This is a genomic window from Rothia nasimurium, from assembly GCF_049068285.1.
In the GTDB taxonomy this organism is placed as follows: domain Bacteria; phylum Actinomycetota; class Actinomycetes; order Actinomycetales; family Micrococcaceae; genus Rothia; species Rothia nasimurium_I.
Genome location: NZ_JBLKPV010000001.1, coordinates 391,148 through 407,542 on the forward strand (window position 1 = coordinate 391,148; position 16,395 = coordinate 407,542).

At 58.2% G+C, this 16,395-nt stretch carries 18 protein-coding genes; 2 read left to right on the forward strand and 16 right to left on the reverse strand.

Features of this window, described 5'->3' with window-relative positions; all coding sequences use genetic code 11:
• Positions 1-210: 210 nt before the first annotated feature.
• Positions 211-585 carry a MarR family winged helix-turn-helix transcriptional regulator gene (locus ACMXX3_RS01800; RefSeq protein ID WP_421083092.1) on the forward strand — a complete coding sequence of 125 codons (375 nt, stop codon included), beginning with the start codon at positions 211-213 and terminating at the stop codon, positions 583-585.
• A gap of 109 nt (positions 586-694) precedes the next feature.
• Positions 695-1,669: a class 1b ribonucleoside-diphosphate reductase subunit beta gene (gene nrdF, locus ACMXX3_RS01805; RefSeq protein WP_237189610.1), complete on the forward strand. Its 975-nt coding sequence runs from the start codon at positions 695-697 to the stop codon at positions 1,667-1,669.
• A 223-nt stretch (positions 1,670-1,892) separates the two neighbouring features.
• On the opposite strand, the gene ACMXX3_RS01810 is transcribed toward nrdF, so the two are convergent.
• The 16 genes from ACMXX3_RS01810 to ACMXX3_RS01885 all read right to left on the reverse strand — a co-directional run bounded on the left by ACMXX3_RS01810 (position 1,893) and on the right by ACMXX3_RS01885 (position 16,339).
• Positions 1,893-2,342 carry a hypothetical protein gene (locus ACMXX3_RS01810; RefSeq protein WP_421083093.1) on the reverse strand — a complete coding sequence of 150 codons (450 nt, stop codon included), beginning with the start codon at positions 2,340-2,342 and terminating at the stop codon, positions 1,893-1,895.
• 14 nt (positions 2,343-2,356) lie between these two features.
• On the reverse strand, positions 2,357-3,259 hold the full coding sequence (locus ACMXX3_RS01815) for an N-acetylmuramoyl-L-alanine amidase (protein ID WP_421083094.1): 903 nt from the start codon (positions 3,257-3,259) through the stop codon (positions 2,357-2,359).
• 86 nt (positions 3,260-3,345) lie between these two features.
• Positions 3,346-3,708 (reverse strand): hypothetical protein, encoded by a 363-nt coding sequence (locus tag ACMXX3_RS01820; RefSeq protein ID WP_421083095.1) that lies wholly within the window; start codon positions 3,706-3,708, stop codon positions 3,346-3,348.
• Between the two features lie 3 nt (positions 3,709-3,711).
• Complete coding sequence (locus ACMXX3_RS01825) at positions 3,712-5,439, reverse strand: polysaccharide deacetylase family protein (protein WP_421083096.1); 1,728 nt, start codon at positions 5,437-5,439, stop codon at positions 3,712-3,714.
• A 3-nt stretch (positions 5,440-5,442) separates the two neighbouring features.
• Complete coding sequence (locus ACMXX3_RS01830) at positions 5,443-7,659, reverse strand: hypothetical protein (RefSeq protein WP_421083097.1); 2,217 nt, start codon at positions 7,657-7,659, stop codon at positions 5,443-5,445.
• Entirely contained in the window at positions 7,652-8,431 is a 780-nt protein-coding gene (locus ACMXX3_RS01835; RefSeq protein WP_421083098.1) for a hypothetical protein, read from the reverse strand. The genes ACMXX3_RS01830 and ACMXX3_RS01835 overlap by 8 nt, the downstream gene beginning before the upstream one ends.
• 4 nt (positions 8,432-8,435) lie before the next feature.
• Positions 8,436-8,993, reverse strand: coding sequence for a hypothetical protein (locus ACMXX3_RS01840; protein ID WP_421083099.1), 558 nt, complete (start codon positions 8,991-8,993; stop codon positions 8,436-8,438).
• 3 nt (positions 8,994-8,996) lie between these two features.
• Positions 8,997-12,245, reverse strand: a complete 3,249-nt coding sequence (locus ACMXX3_RS01845) for a hypothetical protein (RefSeq protein ID WP_421083100.1) — start codon at positions 12,243-12,245, stop codon at positions 8,997-8,999.
• Positions 12,246-12,312: 67 nt separating this feature from the next.
• Positions 12,313-12,582, reverse strand: coding sequence for a hypothetical protein (locus ACMXX3_RS01850; protein ID WP_421083101.1), 270 nt, complete (start codon positions 12,580-12,582; stop codon positions 12,313-12,315).
• Positions 12,583-12,689: 107 nt separating this feature from the next.
• Positions 12,690-13,037, reverse strand: coding sequence for a hypothetical protein (locus tag ACMXX3_RS01855; RefSeq protein ID WP_421083102.1), 348 nt, complete (start codon positions 13,035-13,037; stop codon positions 12,690-12,692).
• An 82-nt stretch (positions 13,038-13,119) separates the two neighbouring features.
• On the reverse strand, positions 13,120-13,695 hold the full coding sequence (locus ACMXX3_RS01860) for a hypothetical protein (RefSeq protein ID WP_421083103.1): 576 nt from the start codon (positions 13,693-13,695) through the stop codon (positions 13,120-13,122).
• A gap of 42 nt (positions 13,696-13,737) precedes the next feature.
• Positions 13,738-14,154: a hypothetical protein gene (locus tag ACMXX3_RS01865; RefSeq protein WP_421083104.1), complete on the reverse strand. Its 417-nt coding sequence runs from the start codon at positions 14,152-14,154 to the stop codon at positions 13,738-13,740.
• Between the two features lie 3 nt (positions 14,155-14,157).
• On the reverse strand, positions 14,158-14,499 hold the full coding sequence (locus tag ACMXX3_RS01870) for a DUF5403 family protein (protein ID WP_421083105.1): 342 nt from the start codon (positions 14,497-14,499) through the stop codon (positions 14,158-14,160).
• A 2-nt stretch (positions 14,500-14,501) separates the two neighbouring features.
• The gene (locus ACMXX3_RS01875) at positions 14,502-14,852 is read right to left on the reverse strand and encodes a head-tail adaptor protein (RefSeq protein WP_421083106.1); all 351 of its coding nucleotides are present in this window, start codon (positions 14,850-14,852) and stop codon (positions 14,502-14,504) included.
• A complete protein-coding gene (locus ACMXX3_RS01880) occupies positions 14,849-15,310 on the reverse strand; it encodes a Gp19/Gp15/Gp42 family protein (RefSeq protein WP_421083107.1) in 462 nt (153 codons plus the stop codon). Before ACMXX3_RS01880 ends, ACMXX3_RS01875 begins: the two co-directional genes overlap by 4 nt.
• Before the next feature lie 99 nt (positions 15,311-15,409).
• A complete protein-coding gene (locus ACMXX3_RS01885) occupies positions 15,410-16,339 on the reverse strand; it encodes a phage major capsid protein (protein WP_421083108.1) in 930 nt (309 codons plus the stop codon).
• Between the last annotated feature and the right edge of the window lie 56 nt (positions 16,340-16,395).

Sequence of the window (16,395 nt, forward strand, 5' to 3'; positions counted from 1 at the left end):
CCCGTCATCTTGTGTTGGGTGGCGGGCTTTCTTTTTCAAACTGTATAATCTATATAACTGATAAGTTAAACTGATTATTTTAGGCTGGCGCCCTTGGTAAATTTTTTATATGAGCAGGCGAGAACCTTACGTTATTCGGTGTTTAGGTTGCACCGACGACTGAGGAACGAGACTGACTCACACTCACCCCTGTCTTTTGCAGAGGAAACCGTGCTTGCCCAGCTTCAGGCTGGGCCACGGCAGACTGGCGCTGAACTTGCTCGCTTTCAGCGGATGACCCCGCAGTCCATGAACAAGATCGTTGCCTCCCTTCTGACTAGGGGGTATATCGCCTCCGGTAAGAACCTGCACGATAAGCGCCGCAAGGAGCTCTATCTGACAGAGCAGGGGAGGGCAACCATCGAAACTATCGCAAGCCGCCGCGACCGCTGGATTATTGAACGAGCCGATGAAATTTTGACCCAGGACGAAGCAGCCCAGCTGGCTGAGGCCCTGCCCCTCCTGCGCCGTCTGGTTGACAGGGAAACCAAAGCCGAACGGAATGCAGCAGAACAAGAAGAAGCTGCCCCCGACGTCCGCCCCTGAGATATTAAGCAAACCAAGCCGGTGGTGCGAAAACCGCCCAACGGTGAAAGAATAGAACCAAGCCTTGTTCAGGCACTAAAACACCCCAATGTGAGGAGAGCCCATCACCATGAGTGAGAAGGTCAAGCTGGTCAACCACGTTGAAGCAATCAACTGGAACCGCATTGAAGACGAAAAGGACCTTGAGGTCTGGGATCGACTGACCGCAAACTTCTGGCTACCTGAAAAGGTGCCTCTGTCCAACGATATTCAGTCCTGGAACACCCTGACCGAGGAAGAAAAGCAGCTGACCATGCGCGTCTTCACCGGCCTGACCCTGCTGGATACCATCCAGGGTACCGTCGGCGCTGTCTCCCTGCTGCCTGACGCTGTGACCGCCCACGAAGAGGCTGTGTACACCAACATTGCCTTCATGGAATCGGTCCACGCCAAGTCTTACTCATCCATCTTCTCTACCCTCTGCTCCACCAAGGAAATCGACGAGGTCTTCCGCTGGTCCACCGAGAATGAGCACCTGCAGAAGAAGGCCCGGATCGTCATGGATTACTACAAGGGCGATGACCCCCTGAAGAAGAAGGTCGCCTCCACCCTGCTGGAATCCTTCCTCTTCTACTCAGGCTTCTACCTGCCCATGTACTGGTCTTCCCGCGCCAAGCTTACCAACACTGCCGACCTGATCCGTCTGATTATCCGCGATGAGGCTGTACACGGCTACTACATCGGCTACAAGTTCCAGCGGGCCCTGGAGAAGGAAACTCCTGAGCGTCAGGAAGAGCTCAAGGAATACACCTTCAACCTGCTCTACGAACTGTACGAGAACGAGGTTGCCTACACCCACTCCCTGTACGACGGTGTGGGCTTGAGTGAGGACGTCAAGAAGTTCCTGCACTACAACGCCAACAAGGCCCTGAATAACCTGGGTTACGAGGCTATGTTCCCGGCGACCGTCACCAATGTGTCACCCGCGATTCTTTCGGCCCTCTCACCTAACGCCGACGAGAACCACGACTTCTTCTCCGGCTCCGGCTCCTCCTATGTGATCGGCAAGGCCGTGAACACGGAAGACGAGGATTGGGACTTCTAAAAGCCCTAGTCAGCCTGGGTTTTCCTGGTTGATTCTAGCCCGTGATTCCGGGGTTTTTGACTCGGTTTCGGTGCTGGGGTTTATCCTGGTTTGTTCTTAATGGCGGTCAAAAAGGCGGTCAAAAAAGTCAGCTGACCGCCATTAAGTAAACACCCCAAGAAACATAAAAACGGCCCCTCACCACACCCCAAACTAGGGGAGTGGTGAGGGGCTATTTTTATGCCTACCTACCTAGGGCATAGGCCGGGTTACTGTATTCAGTTCCCGCGGTGTCGACCAGTTCATACCCGTCAGGGATCTCGGCCAGCTCAGGCTCTTTAACCGGCTGTTCCTGTTCGGTTGCTGTTGCAGGTTCTACCTGCTCAACGGCTGTAGGCTGGGCGGGATGGGTGGTGCCTAGCCGCCCGTGGTCGCCCTGCCGGGCCATAGCCAGCACCGACCCAAGATAAGCCTCAGTCTCAGCCTTCTTACTCGGAGCAGCCCAGCCACCTACCACAGCGCCAACCAGGGAGAGCACCAGTGCCAAGGCAAGGACACCCTCGGTTGACAGAGGCAGGTTGAAAAGCTCGTAGGCCAGGACTGCTAGGGCGTACCCGGCGGTGGTGCCGCCGGTGGCGAAAGCGGTAGTGGAGCCAATGGAGCGGCGGCGAGTGGAGTTGTCAAGCACGTTCATGGTTGGTTCCTTTCTTACCAGCGGAAGAGTCCGCGCTTATCGGTCTCAAACTCTTTCACTCGGGCCGGGGCGCGAGTAGCTTCGTCGTATCCGAAAATCTGGCGGATCTTATGCCCGAAAGTGCCATCGCTGATGACGCCGGGAATGCCCAGGCGGTAGAGGTTGAAGAGGTGCCGGGTCATGCGCAGCGTGCTGTAGGTGTCCCTGTTGTTGTCCTGCAGCATCTGGGTGAGGGTTCGCCCTCCCCATTCGGAGCGGGGGCTGTGGAAAATTGCGTTTTCGAGGTCTGCCTTGGTGGCCATTTCAAACCAATCTGTAGAAGGGGTAGAAGTAGTAGCGGGTGCGCTGGGTGCGCCCCCACTGTAGTAGTGCCGAACTTTCGCCATGAATGCGTCCCAGGGGAAGCCGGTGCCGACGTCCCAGTGGTCGCTCATGCGGTAGACGCGGGAGGCCTGGGCGTGGTCGATAATGCCCTTGGCCCCTGCTGCAAGCTGCGCGTCACTGATCTTCACCGGCGGGATATTATTGCGACGGCAGATATCAGCGACCAAACGGGCAGAGTTCTCCAGCAAGGCGGAGCTGTAAGCGTCATTCCATTCGGCGGTAGTCTGCGCTGCTCGCCCGGCCTGCTCAATCTGAATGCCGTCCTCGTTGGTGCCTGGCGCTGTCCAGGCCATGTCCTTTTCGGGCACGCCCTGCACGATGCTGTCGTTGTCGACGTTGTAGTGGGCCGAGGCCATCGCTGTCGGGTTGAGGAACCAGCCTGCGCCGATAGCCTCGGCCACGGTGGCATGCTCGGTGGTCTCCATTGTATGAAGACAGATGAGGCGGGCGTACCGGCCATTAGTCACGGTGCGGTTCGGTGATAGCGCGGTCGAAGTGACCAGCGAGCTATCTGGCTTGAAGGTAGTGGACAAAGTGCCTCCTTTCTCTTGGAATGGGGTGCGCCCCTCAGTCGTGTATGGCCAGGGGCGCGGGGTCTTTGGGGTAAAGAAAAAGCCACCTACTGAGGTGGCTTCGACGAATCAGACAGCAAGTGAGTCAGCTCAGCAGGCGGCTCTGGGGCCGGTGGCGGCTGCTCCGTATTAATATGGGCCTGCAACTGGTAGATGTAGGCGGCACTCATCGAAAGATGAAGCCTGGCTGCATCACGGATCGAATATGCTTCAGTCCTAGCCTCTATCATTTCCTTATGTGCCTTACCCAGATCCTCTCTCAGCTGTCTGACTTCAGAGCGTAGCTCTTTGACCTCGGCCAGGCGGGTTTGGCCTCGCTGGGTCCAGGCAGTCATGACCACACCGATAAGGCCACCGATTGCAGTTATCACAATGCCTAGAAGAGTCCAGGCTTCAGGTGCAAGATTCATGGATCACACCGCCAGACACTTCACGCCGGTGCATGGCGATTCAACCCTGATGGCGAAGTTTGCCGTTTGGTCTAGTGGGATGGTGGCTAGGTGCCTGACCACCATCGACCCAGACGAGGGTATAGTGTGGGTCTTGACGGCTGCCCCAATTCGGGTAATAACCTGCGCCCCAGGGGTGCCGGTGACGGTTGCGGTCAGCTCCCGGGTTGAGCCTGCGATTCCCTGCCGGGTGCCCGGTGAATTCACATACTGCAAAAATTCACTTGAAGCGTTCGGGCTGATGGTTATCAAGTTATCGCGGTAGGTGGAGGTACGGTTAGCCGCCGCTAGGCCGGTCACGGTCAGCACCAGGATCCGCCCGGCGTCACGCTCGGAGGCGATATAGCGCAGGGTAGCCTCAAAGTCCTCCCAGGTCGCCCAGCTACCCCCGGCCCCGGCGTTATTTCCGTGCCACATGAGCACCGCGCCCATTTTCCAGCCCTTGCAGTTATCCACGATGGTCTTGACCTGGGAATATGTCTGCCCGTCACATGAGAAAGCTCTCTGCCCGTCGCGTAGCACTCCATCAAGGGGGCGGTAGAGTGAATCGCCATAATAGCCTGTGACAATGGCATGATGGGCGGTCAGTAGCTCACCGGCGTAGGTATCCCAATTTTCAGGAGTATTGCTGGGCATGTGGCCCTCATACGCGATGGAAGAACCTCCCGGAGGCGAGAAGCAATCAATCGGGATACGGGGCATAGCTGTGCGGAGGTCAGCTAGCGACCCAATCAGATTCGCCTTGATACCCTCAGCCCCGGACGCGTCCAAGTGATCCGCACCATGATTCCAGACCTCACCCCCAGCACGCAGACAGTAATCTTGCATAGCCGTAAATTCCGCCGGGTCAATGACCGTATCCCCAATACTCTTGGAGGTGGTCACCCGGGAGAAAGGCAAGCCCAGCTCTTCCAGTAGTGGAAGTACGCGGGTGCGAAATTCCGTAGGCGCGTCGTCAAATCTGAGGGCCACGGCCCCCAGGTTATTGGTGCCGATGACCCCGCCTTTTCGGGCAAGGAGCCGCTGCTGAAGATGTAGGCGCTGGGCTACCTGGCCAGTGCCACCAGTAGACGCGCCACCGGCCTTCTCCCATAGGCCCCATTTGCCTCCCAGCTGGGTGCGGGCCCATACACCCCCGCGCAGGCTGAAAAACTGCTGGACGCCCGCCCCGGCGTCCATAGAGTAGCTGACGACGATACCCGGGTAATTATCCGGGGCTTTCACATCGTTCGCCACAATGCGATTACTAGCCGAGAAAAAGCCCGTGGCAAGAGCATCCAGGTTGCTGGTGCTAGTCAGAGCCTCAGTAGTAGGCTGACCGTCTTTCACCCAGGGCTTCCAGGTGCCACCAACCTTCTGGCGGGTCCAAGACCCACCGCGCAGGCTGAAAAAGCTCTGGGTGCCCGCCCCAGTGTTCATGGCGTAGGAAGCCAAAATACCCGGGTACCGGTCAGGTAAGCCCAAGGCCCCGGCCACGATCGTGTTTGGCACCTGGTAGAAGCCGGGGGCCAGCGTATCCACCGGCGCAGAATCAGCAAGCGGGACGCTGAGCTTATTCATATCAGCCTCAGCAATTCCCGTCAGCACCGCTTCGAGCCGAGTCGTGTACTTGGTGAAAGCTTCCTCGGCATCAGGCCTACCGTCAGCAAGCACTGGTATAGGCAGCCCATAGACTGGCGAATTTTTTGGCATGTTTTAGGCTCCTTCTTTCAAAGCATTAAAGGTGGGATAGACGGCCTTGACCTCTTCCCAAGTGTCGTGCTCAGCGGCAATCGTGCCCCAGGTGCGACCGGTCAGATTCAACAGCACTCGGCAGGAGATAGAAGCAGTATCGCTAGCAGGGTGCCGCTTGACCTCCAGAACAAAAACTTGGAGCTTGACCCCTGCCGTGGCCAGTAAATCCAGATCCCACCGCTGGCCCACCTCAATGGCGGGATTGAAAAAGACCTCCACACCGGTGAGAACCGGCAGGGGGTCTTTCGCATAATTCATCACATGCTGAGCGATATCGGCAGCGCGGGTGTCGGTCACCCAGGTGCCTGCCTCATGAATCAAATCAGCTGCGGTATCCGGGCCACCACCAGCGGTAACAGGCTCCGTATCTACAATCTCAACCTTGGCCCCGCCCCTGATGATAGGCAGGCCGGTTCCCCACATAGAGGGGTGAATACCCTCTACTTCAGGCACCCTAGAATTTGCCGCATAAGTGGGGGTGGTGGTCAGCTCCCAGACCCAGGGGGTGATACGGCGGAAGGTAGAGCGCCCTCCGCCCCACCGTTCGGTGGAGGTCCCAGGGGTGCCCGAAGTGACGCAAAAACCGTGAAATGACCCGGTTTTCCGGTTGAAATCATCAAGGAAATTCGGCGGGTAGACCACGGTCTCATCGACCTCAAACCATTCTTCCTTGCCAGCCTGGGGGCCAATGACATGCACCATCGATTCCCCCGCATTCAGCTGGGTATTCGGGGCCTCCCACAGGGTCACGTAAGAGCCGCCAGCCTTAGAGGTGTACTGGCCTGCCGGGGTCTTGTACTTGATGACCGCTTGGTGAGCTGCAAGCAAGGAATCATCTTTCACCTGATAGGTTGTGATATCCCGCGCCGCCGTCAAAGTACCTTGGATAGGCGCTTGATAGGCTGAGCGTGAGTATTTGATTCGCAAGAAGCCCGCGCCGTCTAGGTAGCAGTAGCAGCAGGTAGCCTGACAAATTTCCTCGATGACGTCGATTGCTTTTTCATCGCGGATAGAGCGGGAAAGATGCAGAGGGTAGGGGTAGCCGCAATCAATAAAGGCTGTTTGCTTGAAGGCTAGCGCGGGGTGGCCGACGCTATCAGCGGTGTACCCAGAGACATTGATCCCAGCTACGGCGCAATCGCCGTAGGCCGTCACGGTCAGGTTTTCCACGACCCCGTTTTCCCATGAAGGAAGCTGGTAGGTCACCTTAGTCGAAGCGGTAGCAATCTCGGTCTGACCATTAGGCAGAAAGGCCACGCTCACATACTCGTCAGGGCCGGGGGCAATGGCACCGGCAGCACTCTCGCCTACCTGCACGGATACGCCCCGGTCAGATTCGATAATGACGTGTAGCTGCGTGTCAAAGCCCTTGAGCCGGGCGCGGATGACGGCCCGGCCAGCATGGTTAGCGCCCACCAAGAGGGAAAAGACCAGGCGCTGTGGAGGTGTGGTGAAGCCTGGGTCATAGGAAACTAGCCCCTTAGCCAGCGCCAGCCCCCGCTCCGTCCGAGTAAATACAGGCAGGCTGACGGTGTCCTCCTCAGAAAGCTGTGAGCGGATCATGCGCCCGGTACCTTCGCCTGCTTCGAGAGTGGTTCCCTGCAAAGGGGCAGATAGATACACCGTGCCGGAGGGTGGCGGAGTGACATGATACCCGCACCTTGCAGCTAGGAACCCCAGCACCGAGTCAGGCGTCAAGTGATTGTGCATATACCAGCCCTCTTGGGTATTAGGTGCTGGGGGCATGTGGTGCTTGTACGGCGGGAGTCTCACCACCCGGTTCAGCTGGTCAATATCATCGACAATTCGGGTCACCGGGTATCCGCCGTGGCTGACTTCGGTGGAATCGACCTTGCCCGTGAAGACGGTGACGGCCCCGGCCTTGGTATCAAAGCCGTCCTGGGCGTCGCTCACCCCCATGTTGATAGCGATTCGGTCGCCAGGAGCCGGTATCTTGAATCCACTATCGGCAAGCGGAAAATAGGGCGAGAGTAGGAGCCCGCCCTTGCCCACGACCTTATCCCAGCGGATAACGCCGGTTCGCTGGGTGATACCTGAGCCAAAATCAAGACGGCCCGGCAGATCCCCGCTGATAGCTGAGGTCACCTCGACGTCGTGGATTCCGACGCTCACGCCGTTGATGAAGACCTCAGCCCAGGGATAGACCACGTCAGACATAGTCGCCGACCTCCTTGATTGTGTAGGTGTGGGTTTGGAGCGGGGCGCGGGAGGTGTCCCAGGCGGCGATGACCTCGACCCCGGCTGATTCGATTACGACTGATTTGGCGACCTGGCCAACCTGCCAGGGGTACAGGGTAGAGCCTAGGGTCAGGGCGGGGGCCGCCAAATCCCCCTTCACATGGACATTGAAAGCTACGGCAGTAGCGGGGGCGGTGGTGCCCCGGCGTACCCGGGTGTACCCGGCAGAATCAGCCACCGCACCCACGAAGCCAAGGGAAGCCCCGGTCGCGTCGAGCCACTGAATACTCATGGCGGCTCCTGCCCGGCCTACGATGGAGAGGGAGACGACCTGCCCGGGGTAAGCGAAAGGCACAGCTGACGCCACCAGAGCGGTGGTGGGAGTATTCACCCCACCCGGATACACAGTCCCATCACTAGCGACCGTAGTGGCACGGGGCACAACCCCGGCCACCGTCGCCAACAAGGAAGCGCCCGGGGGCATAAGATTAGACCGCTCAGCCCCACACGGAATGAAGCCAAGCTGAGACCCAAAACCAAGGTGGGTCAGCGCGTCAATCTTTGCCTGCTCCTCCGGCGTCATAACCCCCACGCTCAGCTTCATAGTGCGTAGCACCCGAGGGCCACCGAAGTAGGACGCCCGGGTGTACCCAGCGGCGCTAGTAGAAGTTGAAAGGTTGCTGGTCTTATCCCAGCTATGCGACGCGGGGCAAGCCACCTCGATGACCTGCCCCTGAGATACGAAAAACATCCTCTTATTCCTTCGCGGCCTTATCGAATTTGAGTACGCGGGCAGGCCCAGAGGCCTTTGGCTTCAGTGGATACCCAGCAACCGAAAAGCCCAGAAAGTAATCCCCGCTAGCTTCAGAAGCCACATCAGCAACCATCTTCAGCCGATTGAAATACCAACCGAAGACGCCACCATCTTCGTCCACCATCACCACCATTACCGATCTCACTGCCGGGGCCACTGTCTCAGGCAGCGCCCAAGCTCCCAGACTTTCATCGCGGTTGGCTTGCAGGACGCTCTTGACGGTCTGGGCTGAACCCCACAATCCTGTGAAAGTAGTTTTGAGGAAAACAGGCTTGTGACAAAGCGTTTTACTTTCACCTTCGAAAAGGTCGGGTTCGGGGTTTTCTAGGGTTTCGATGGTGAAGCGCTGCTGGGCTGAGGTTGAGCCTAGCCAGACCCAGCCACTGGAAGTAGTGGCTGGGTCTTCGAGGTTGAAGCTAGCTGGGGGAAGAGGTGGTGCGGTTTCGTCCTCTGAGATGAAGATGAATCCGCGGTCTGGTAGCTCAAAGCTGTCCCACATGGGCTAGCTCCTTCCGAATTGGCGGTTGGCGTCCTGTACTGCCCCATAGAATTCGCGGCCGTTGATATTGGTGATGATCTTGGCCTGGGCGAATGCCTGGCCCACGGCCTGGACGAGCAGGTCGTAGGGGAAGGCGTTTTCTGTGGGGGCGGGTTCAGAGGCGGTGGCGGTTGGCTCAGGTGTCGTGAGTGATTGCATCGCGGGAGGATTGATATTGAAATCCATTCCTCCGAGAGCGGTGTCAGCAGCACGGGCCATTTGCTCACGTCCAGCGGCAATCGACGCGGAGAAATCCTTGACGATCGCCTGGCCTGAGTAGGTGACATACCCTCGACCGGAGAAGGGGCCCTTCTTAGCAGGTGAGAAGGGGAAGAAGTCACGAATCTTTTGGACGGCGCCCTTGGCTGCTTCTACGGCTCGGCCGATGCCTTCGCGGATGCCTTTGGTCAGGCCGTCCATGAGGGAGCGGCCTGAGTTCACCAAAAGCGAGCCGAAATTAGAGAAGACGCTCATGATTCGGCTGGGGAGATCTCGGACAAACGAGATCACAGCGGAGACGCCGGTTGATACCGCATTTTTCATGGATTCCCAGGCAGATTGCATGAGGCTCACGGCGTTGCTCATGGCGTTGCTGATGAAGCTCTTCACGGATTCAAGGCCGCTGGAGACACTGGATACGATGTTTGAGATTGCACCAGAGACCCAGGCCTTGATGTTTTCCCAGGTGGTCGAGAAGAAGCTACCGATAGCAGACAGAACTGAGTTGACGATGTTTTGGGCGAGCGCCAGACCGTTTGAGATAGCGGTGCCGATGAGACTCATGGCCGTGGAGACCATGGATTTGATTCCCTCCCAGACGGAGGTGAAGACCGAGGCGATAGAGCTAAGGGCTCCGCTGATGGTGCTTCCGATGAAGTCCAAGGCTCCGCCGATGGTGGTTTTTATCAGATCCCAGGCAGCGGAGAGGGTCGATTTCACGGCCTCCCAGGCTCCTGACCAGTCACCTTGGAGTACAGCCAGGAAGACCTGGAGGATTCCTTGGATGAAGGTTGCGGCGGCTGAGATGACTTCGCCGATGTAAGCGAAGGCGTTTGAGATGGTGTCGCCTAGGAAGGTGAAAACCGGGGCGAGGGTGCTCATCAGCCATTCCATGAGCGGGGTCAGTGCTGCAAGGATTGCGGCTGCTACCTCTACGACGGTTGCCATGACAGGTACCAGGGCGTTGACGACGGTGGTCACTAGGTCCATGAAGGCTTGCCCGATTTGCTGTAGCACGGGTAAGACTGCAGAGATGATGGGCTCGATGAAGCCGATGAAGGCTTCAAAGAGTGAGGCGATGGCGTCGCGAAATTGCTGGCTGGTGGTCAGGGCGTAGATGAGGATTCCGGCAAGGGCCAAGAAGCCGGCTACGGCCGCGAGGATGGGGGCTAGCAGGGAGGTGAGAGAGATTCCCAGCGGGGCTAGCACTGCTGATAGCTGGGTGAAAAATCCCACGACTGGCAGGAGTGCTCCCACGAGGCTTCCGATAATCGGTGCGACTGTCGTAAAGGCGGCCGCGACGATTCCGATAAGTGCCGTAAGCTCTGGGAACTGCGCCATGAAATTGGCGACCCATGAAATCACATCAGCGATAATCGGGATGATGATTTCTAGGGCCGAGCCGAGTCCGCTAGTTAGGGTGAAGATTACTGGCTGGAGTGCATCAAGCAAGGCGGTGAATGCCGGGGCCAAGCCCGTGATGACTTGGGCAATGACCGGAGCTAGATTGGCGACGAGCTGGCCAAAGACCTCGCCCAGGACGCCTACTACCGACCCCAGAGCCTCAATGGCAGGGCGTAGAGCGTCCACAGCCACAAGGATTCCTGCAAAAAGAGAGACTAGCCCTTGGCTGACCGCGGGGTTGGCAAGAGCAGTAGCGACCCCCTGGACGAGGGTTGAGATTGCAGAGCCGGCCGCGCTCATAGCGTAGCTCAGAGCAGGAGCTAGATGTTGTATGGCGTTGCCGACTGCTTGGATAGCCGGCAGGAGGGCGCTTGCCCCCGCGTTTGCCCCCTGGAATATGGTTACCAAGGCCCCTTGGAAGGCTGGGCTATTTACCGCGAGGTTGATGGCGTCGAGAGCGGCAGCCAGGCCACCAAGCCCACCGCCACCAGCTTCAGCCGCGGCGCGGGAGATTCCGACGAGGATTCCCCCTACGTCTGCCAGGATAGAGCCAAGCAGCTTGATATTGGCGATAGCGCCATCAATCCATTGGAAGATTGCGCCTGATTCGTAGGACTTGGCTACCCAATCTTCGAATCGGTAAGCCAAGTCGTTGAAAGCGCTGGCAAGGGGCTGGAGGTAGACGGTACCGACGTTTGCCAGCTGGAGGAAGCCAGCTACAAAAGCGCCGACCCCATCACCAGCGGTATCAATCGCGGCTGCTGTATTTCTAAGGATTCCTTGCAGGTCAGCGATACCTTCTGCTGAGCTCATTGCACTGGAAATGGCTACAGCCCAGCCACCAAACTGGTGGGCGATGTCCACCAAGGCCCCTTGGAGGGCCGGTAATACTGTGCCGACCATTTCGCGGATGGGTCCAGCGGCTCGGTTCCAGAAGCCTTCACTGATTCGGTCTTGCAGCTCAGAGAACGCCGGGCCCAAATCTTCCAGCACGGTCCCGGCGTCCTTGAGAGCGGCAATCAGCACGCCCAATCCAGCTCCCGCGCCGACGAGGGCACCGGGCAAAACGAGAGCGGCCGGAGCCATCGCTGCCAGAGAACTCCCGATAGTAGCGATAGACCCCACAGCAGAAATAGCCACGGAAGATAGACCAGCAAGCGCGGTGCCGGTGGAGGCGGCTTTGAGCGAAATGGTGTCGAGGTTGCTGAAGAGGTTGGTGAGCCCGGAGCCGAGTTTTGCGGTGATGTTGCCGCCTGTGAGGGCAGCCAGGGCGGTTCGGGCAGCGGCGATGCCCTTGAGGTTGACGACGATGTCGGCGACGCGGCGTTTTGCTGCTGTGGCAAGGGTGGCGCGTGCGGCGGCGGTGTCTGCGTCAGCGTTGATTGTGGCGGTGACGGTGCTGCCGGCGTCTTGGATTGCTTCCTTAGCGCGGGCGATTGAGGTGCGGTCAAGGTTGGCTTCGACGTCGATGGAGACCTTGAGCTGGCTCTTGATTGCGGCGAGGTCTTTGCGGAGGTCTTCTTTGAATTTTGAGGTGTCCGGGAAGACTCGGATGGAGAGCTTGCCGATGGTGGCCATGGTGCCTTTCACCGCCTATACGCTATGGAATTGTGATGGGAGGATGGGGGCAGGTCTAGCCCCCCCCGGGGGGGGTGGGCTAGGCCTGCTGTGGGATAAGGCTAGAGAGCCTGATGTTTCGTACCGGCTTGCTGAAATCAACCGGGCGGGTGGTCTTTCTCTTGGTGACCTTGGGCGGATTCACCCTCTGGGTGGGGGTGAGCTTCTTGCCCTTGACCTTGGTGTTGGCAGCATTGGTGATTGCTGCCAACAGGTAGGTATCAAGTGACCAGCCGAAGTGGGTTTCAGAGCCGAGCATTTCTTTCGCCCGGTAGACGGATCGCTCTTCGTAGCGGATGCGTTCTAGCAAGGCTAGGAAGGGGCGCAAGTCGTCGGACCAGATGAGCCGGAAGGGGTCAGCATGAAAGAGGGCCAGGAAGTCGCCGGTGAGCTCAGGGTGGTCGGTGAAGAGCTTTTCTAGCTCAGTTCTTTTCCCAGTTCATTGAGGTAGGCGACCATAGTTTTGACAGCTTGGGCGAGGTTTCCGGCATGGTAAAAGTTTTTGCGGAAGGCTTCGACGTCGGTGATGAAGGTTTCGGTTGCGATCTTCTTGAAGACGGGCTTTAGCTCCGCAATGCTGGTCTCTTGGTCTGTATCGAAGTTTTCAAGATTTTCGATGAGATCGAGGGCGTCGGCTGGGTCGATTTCATTGAGGGGGCGGAAGTACTCTGCGCCGGGGTGCTCCTTGAAGGGCTTTTCGGGGGCTTTGTGATCGGCGGGTAGCTTTGCGCCATTCTTCTTTGCGGTTTCCTTGGCCTTGCTCATGGCTTCTCCTTTTGTAGTTATTTGGGCACGAGAGAGGCGGGGTCAGCTTGTGTGCTGACCCCGCCTAGTGTTGGAAGCGGTTTTAGCCGCCAACGCCGGCAGGCGCCGCAGCAGTCATTTTCACGGGCAGGAAGTCCTTGTAGAGGTTGCCTTCTGAATCCGGCTCAGCGGTGACGTTGACGGGGACCTCGGTGTAATTCTCAAGATCATGGGTGCGAAGGCCCGCCTTGAGGGCAGCGACGAAAAGACCTAGGCCGGTAGCCCAGGCACCGTCCTCGACAACGATCAGAATCTTCCACGCCTTGGAAGTGGTGCGGACGGTAGTGACGTAGCCGTCGGCTTCTTCCTTGCCACCTGACTTGGTGATGTTGAAAAATTCCTTGGTCAGGGCGACGCCGTTGATGGTGCCGGTGATCTTTCCGCCGTTGCGGGTGTTCTTTCGGTCCCAGGTGCGCTTATTGGAGTCTTCGTCTTCTTCTGCTTCGAATTCGGGCAGGTTTTCGGCTGAGGTGTCGCCCAGCCACTTCCAGGCCCCCCAATTTTCACCAGTGAATTCGAAGGTTTTGAGATCAGGCCAGGCGGTACCGACCGGCGCATAGTAGATGTGGCCGATGTTGGCAATGGTTGTAGCGTCTAGCGCTTCATCAAGGGTAGGCATGAGCCGTCCTTTCAATCGGTGGTAAAAGAAAAGCCAGCGACGCTATGAGCGCTGCTGGCTAGGGTTATTTCTAAAGATGACCTGCACGGCCGCCGAATACTGAAACAGAGTCGAGGCCTCATACCGGTGGGCAGAGAGGTGAGGCTGCTGCATTTCAGTACACCGAGAAATCCACCCTAGCTCTGTGACCTCATGAACTGAATCAAAGAGTCGGCCAAACGCCTCAGAACAGGCCGCCAGAGCTTCCTTCCTACGAGTTGCGAGCGCACTGATACTGATTGTGGCTGTGGCTGATAGGGCGGGGTTGGGGACGTTGTTGCTGAAGTGTGTTGGTGGGGACTGTTCGACGATGAGGGCAGGCAGGTGGTTGAGTAGGTCGGTTGGAGGCTGAAAATAGAGGGTTGGGCTGAGATCTTTGAGATGGTGCTCGATGATTCCAAGGGTGTCGATGGTTTTCATGGGTTATCCTCCGAATCTGCCTTTCATGAGGGCGCGGGTGAAGACGAATTTTCCGGGTTCCCAGGTGCCGTCCTTGCGGACGTGGCCCCATTCGATGATGTGGGCCTGGGGGTCGTTGGTGTAGATGATGATGTCTTTGACGCCGCGTCCTGTGGTGATTCGGCTGATTCCTATGGATGATTTATACCGGCCAGTGGCTGTACCTTTGGCTTCTGCATACATCCGGTTTACTTCAGTGTCTACCAGCTGTTTTGCTTTACGCGCTTCTTGGACGAAAGTGGGGGTCTGTGAGGCCACTTTTGCGGCGTGGAAGGCAATTGATTGGTAGGCAGTGAAGTTTCCCATTTTTATCTGACCTCAGTTTCCTGGGTGACCATGAGGATTTTGACGCTTGCTGTTCGTGGGCTCATGGTGCTGGTGAGGGCTTCGCCTTTTTGGTGGTAGGTTCGGCCTTGCCATTCGATGAGGGAGTAGGGGCCTCCTGGCCACGGCGCCTGGCCGTGGGCGGAGGGGAAGTAACGTATGCGGTAGACGGTGCTGGTCTCTAGCCCGAGGGCCTGCCTTTCGGTGCTAGAAACGGGTTGGACGTTGCAGGTGACGGTCACCGGGTCAGCGGGTTCTTCGGGGCCGTAGGGCCCGTTGGTGGTGCTGATGGGGGTGACGGTGACGGTGTGAATTCCGTGTTTGAGGTGGCTCATGGGTGCTCCTCAGCCAGTAGGGTTTTCCCGGGCCAGCCGAACTGGAAGTTCAGGTCTGGGCGTTGCCCGTGCAACCTGGCACGGGCGTACCCATCAGACTGTGGGGCCACCGACCGGAAGCCGCCGGTTCCCATGAGCCGGGCCCATTCCTCGGGGAGGATATCGAGCAGACCAGAGGCTACCTTGAGGTTGAGCCGGTAGGAGTAGCCGTCCTCTGACTCGGAGGTGTAGATACCTGAATTTTCGGCGCGAAATACGCGGGCTACGGCTTCGGCTTCCACCTGGGCCACCAAAGCCATAAACCCTGAGTCCACGCCTGCCAGCTCTTCCACTGCTGGGATACGAACCTTGATAAGGTTCTCAGCCCTATTCAGCAGCTTTTCGACGTACTGTGCTTCGCTTTCGTGCAGGCTTCTCATCAGGGAGGTCTCCACGTCCTGCGCGGTCGCTACCGCCATCAGGGTTCACCTCTTTCAGCTTGTGCCAAGGAGCCGGCAGCTCACGGTCTGCGGTGATGATGGTGCCGGTTTCTTTGTTCTGGTATCTGGGGGCCATGGTTATGCCTGGTCTTCGTAGGCGACGAAGGCGTCCTTGTCGGTGATGACCCAGCCGAAGATAGCCTCGACAAGGAAGGCTTCCATGTTGTTCTGCCAGAGGTTGACGGTCTGGCCGTTATCGACGATGGTGGCCACGTCGGTGCGGGAGAAGGTGATGTTTTCGGCGAAACCGTACTTGAGGTTGTTGGTGAAGTCGCCACCGAAGGCGCGGACCTTGGTGTCTTCTGCTGCGCCGATCTTGCCGGAGACTGCCTTGCCGTAGGCGACGGGCAGGCCGAAGGCGGTGCCCAGGTCGTCCTTGAAGTTCAGGGGGTTGGAGTAAATCGGGCGTCCCTGAACGTCCACAGCTCCAAGGAGCTTGGAGCGGAGGGACTTATCGGCAGCGAAGCCGGTGAAGTCGAAGTCCTTATCGCTGCCGGAGACCAGGTCGTAGCCCGCCAGCAGGTCGGTGGCCAGGCCGCCGGCGTCCTTTGCCGCGGTGCCCAGCTCCACGCGGTTGGTGGTCTGGTTGACGTACTCGACGCCGGAGATGGTCTGGCCGTTGATGGCGTTCTTGCCGTGCAGTACGGCCAAATCGAAGGCGCGGGTGATAGCACCGGTGAGCTGCTCCTGAAGGAAGTCCAGGTAGCCCAGGGGGTTGGCCAGGCGGGCTTCCTTGGACCAGTAGACGATGGCAGCGGCCTTGATCGGCTTGATGTTCTTGACAGCTACGCCTGCGTTGGTGACGGGCTTGGCTTCGCCTTCACCGACGATACCTGCCTGGGCCTGGCCGGTCTGTACCGCGATGGACGCGCCGGTGATGGACATGGGCATGGTTCCAGCGAGCTTCTGGACGACGGATTCCTCGTTGACCTTCTTGATGATTTCCTGCGCCATAGGCTTAGGCAGGATACCGCTTGATTCGAGGGAAGAAAGAGTGGTTGCAGCCATGGTGTGCTGCTCCTTTCAAAATTGGTTTTGGGTATAAAAAATCCGCTAGCCCTTCG

Excerpts from the sequence above, each read along its gene's own strand:
- nrdF (WP_237189610.1), top strand. The coding sequence starts at position 695 with ATGAGTGAGAAGGTCAAGCTGGTCAACCACGTTGAAGCAATCAACTGG.
- ACMXX3_RS01880 (WP_421083107.1), bottom strand. The coding sequence starts at position 15,310 with ATGGCGGTAGCGACCGCGCAGGACGTGGAGACCTCCCTGATGAGAAGC.
- ACMXX3_RS01860 (WP_421083103.1), bottom strand. The coding sequence starts at position 13,695 with ATGCCTACCCTTGATGAAGCGCTAGACGCTACAACCATTGCCAACATC.
- ACMXX3_RS01835 (WP_421083098.1), bottom strand. The coding sequence starts at position 8,431 with ATGTTTTTCGTATCTCAGGGGCAGGTCATCGAGGTGGCTTGCCCCGCG.
- ACMXX3_RS01830 (WP_421083097.1), bottom strand. The coding sequence starts at position 7,659 with ATGTCTGACGTGGTCTATCCCTGGGCTGAGGTCTTCATCAACGGCGTG.
- ACMXX3_RS01865 (WP_421083104.1), bottom strand. The coding sequence starts at position 14,154 with ATGAAAACCATCGACACCCTTGGAATCATCGAGCACCATCTCAAAGAT.
- ACMXX3_RS01870 (WP_421083105.1), bottom strand. The coding sequence starts at position 14,499 with ATGGGAAACTTCACTGCCTACCAATCAATTGCCTTCCACGCCGCAAAA.
- ACMXX3_RS01820 (WP_421083095.1), bottom strand. The coding sequence starts at position 3,708 with ATGAATCTTGCACCTGAAGCCTGGACTCTTCTAGGCATTGTGATAACT.
- ACMXX3_RS01885 (WP_421083108.1), bottom strand. The coding sequence starts at position 16,339 with ATGGCTGCAACCACTCTTTCTTCCCTCGAATCAAGCGGTATCCTGCCT.
- ACMXX3_RS01875 (WP_421083106.1), bottom strand. The coding sequence starts at position 14,852 with ATGAGCCACCTCAAACACGGAATTCACACCGTCACCGTCACCCCCATC.
- ACMXX3_RS01825 (WP_421083096.1), bottom strand. The coding sequence starts at position 5,439 with ATGCCAAAAAATTCGCCAGTCTATGGGCTGCCTATACCAGTGCTTGCT.
- ACMXX3_RS01840 (WP_421083099.1), bottom strand. The coding sequence starts at position 8,993 with ATGTGGGACAGCTTTGAGCTACCAGACCGCGGATTCATCTTCATCTCA.
- ACMXX3_RS01810 (WP_421083093.1), bottom strand. The coding sequence starts at position 2,342 with ATGAACGTGCTTGACAACTCCACTCGCCGCCGCTCCATTGGCTCCACT.
- ACMXX3_RS01855 (WP_421083102.1), bottom strand. The coding sequence starts at position 13,037 with ATGAGCAAGGCCAAGGAAACCGCAAAGAAGAATGGCGCAAAGCTACCC.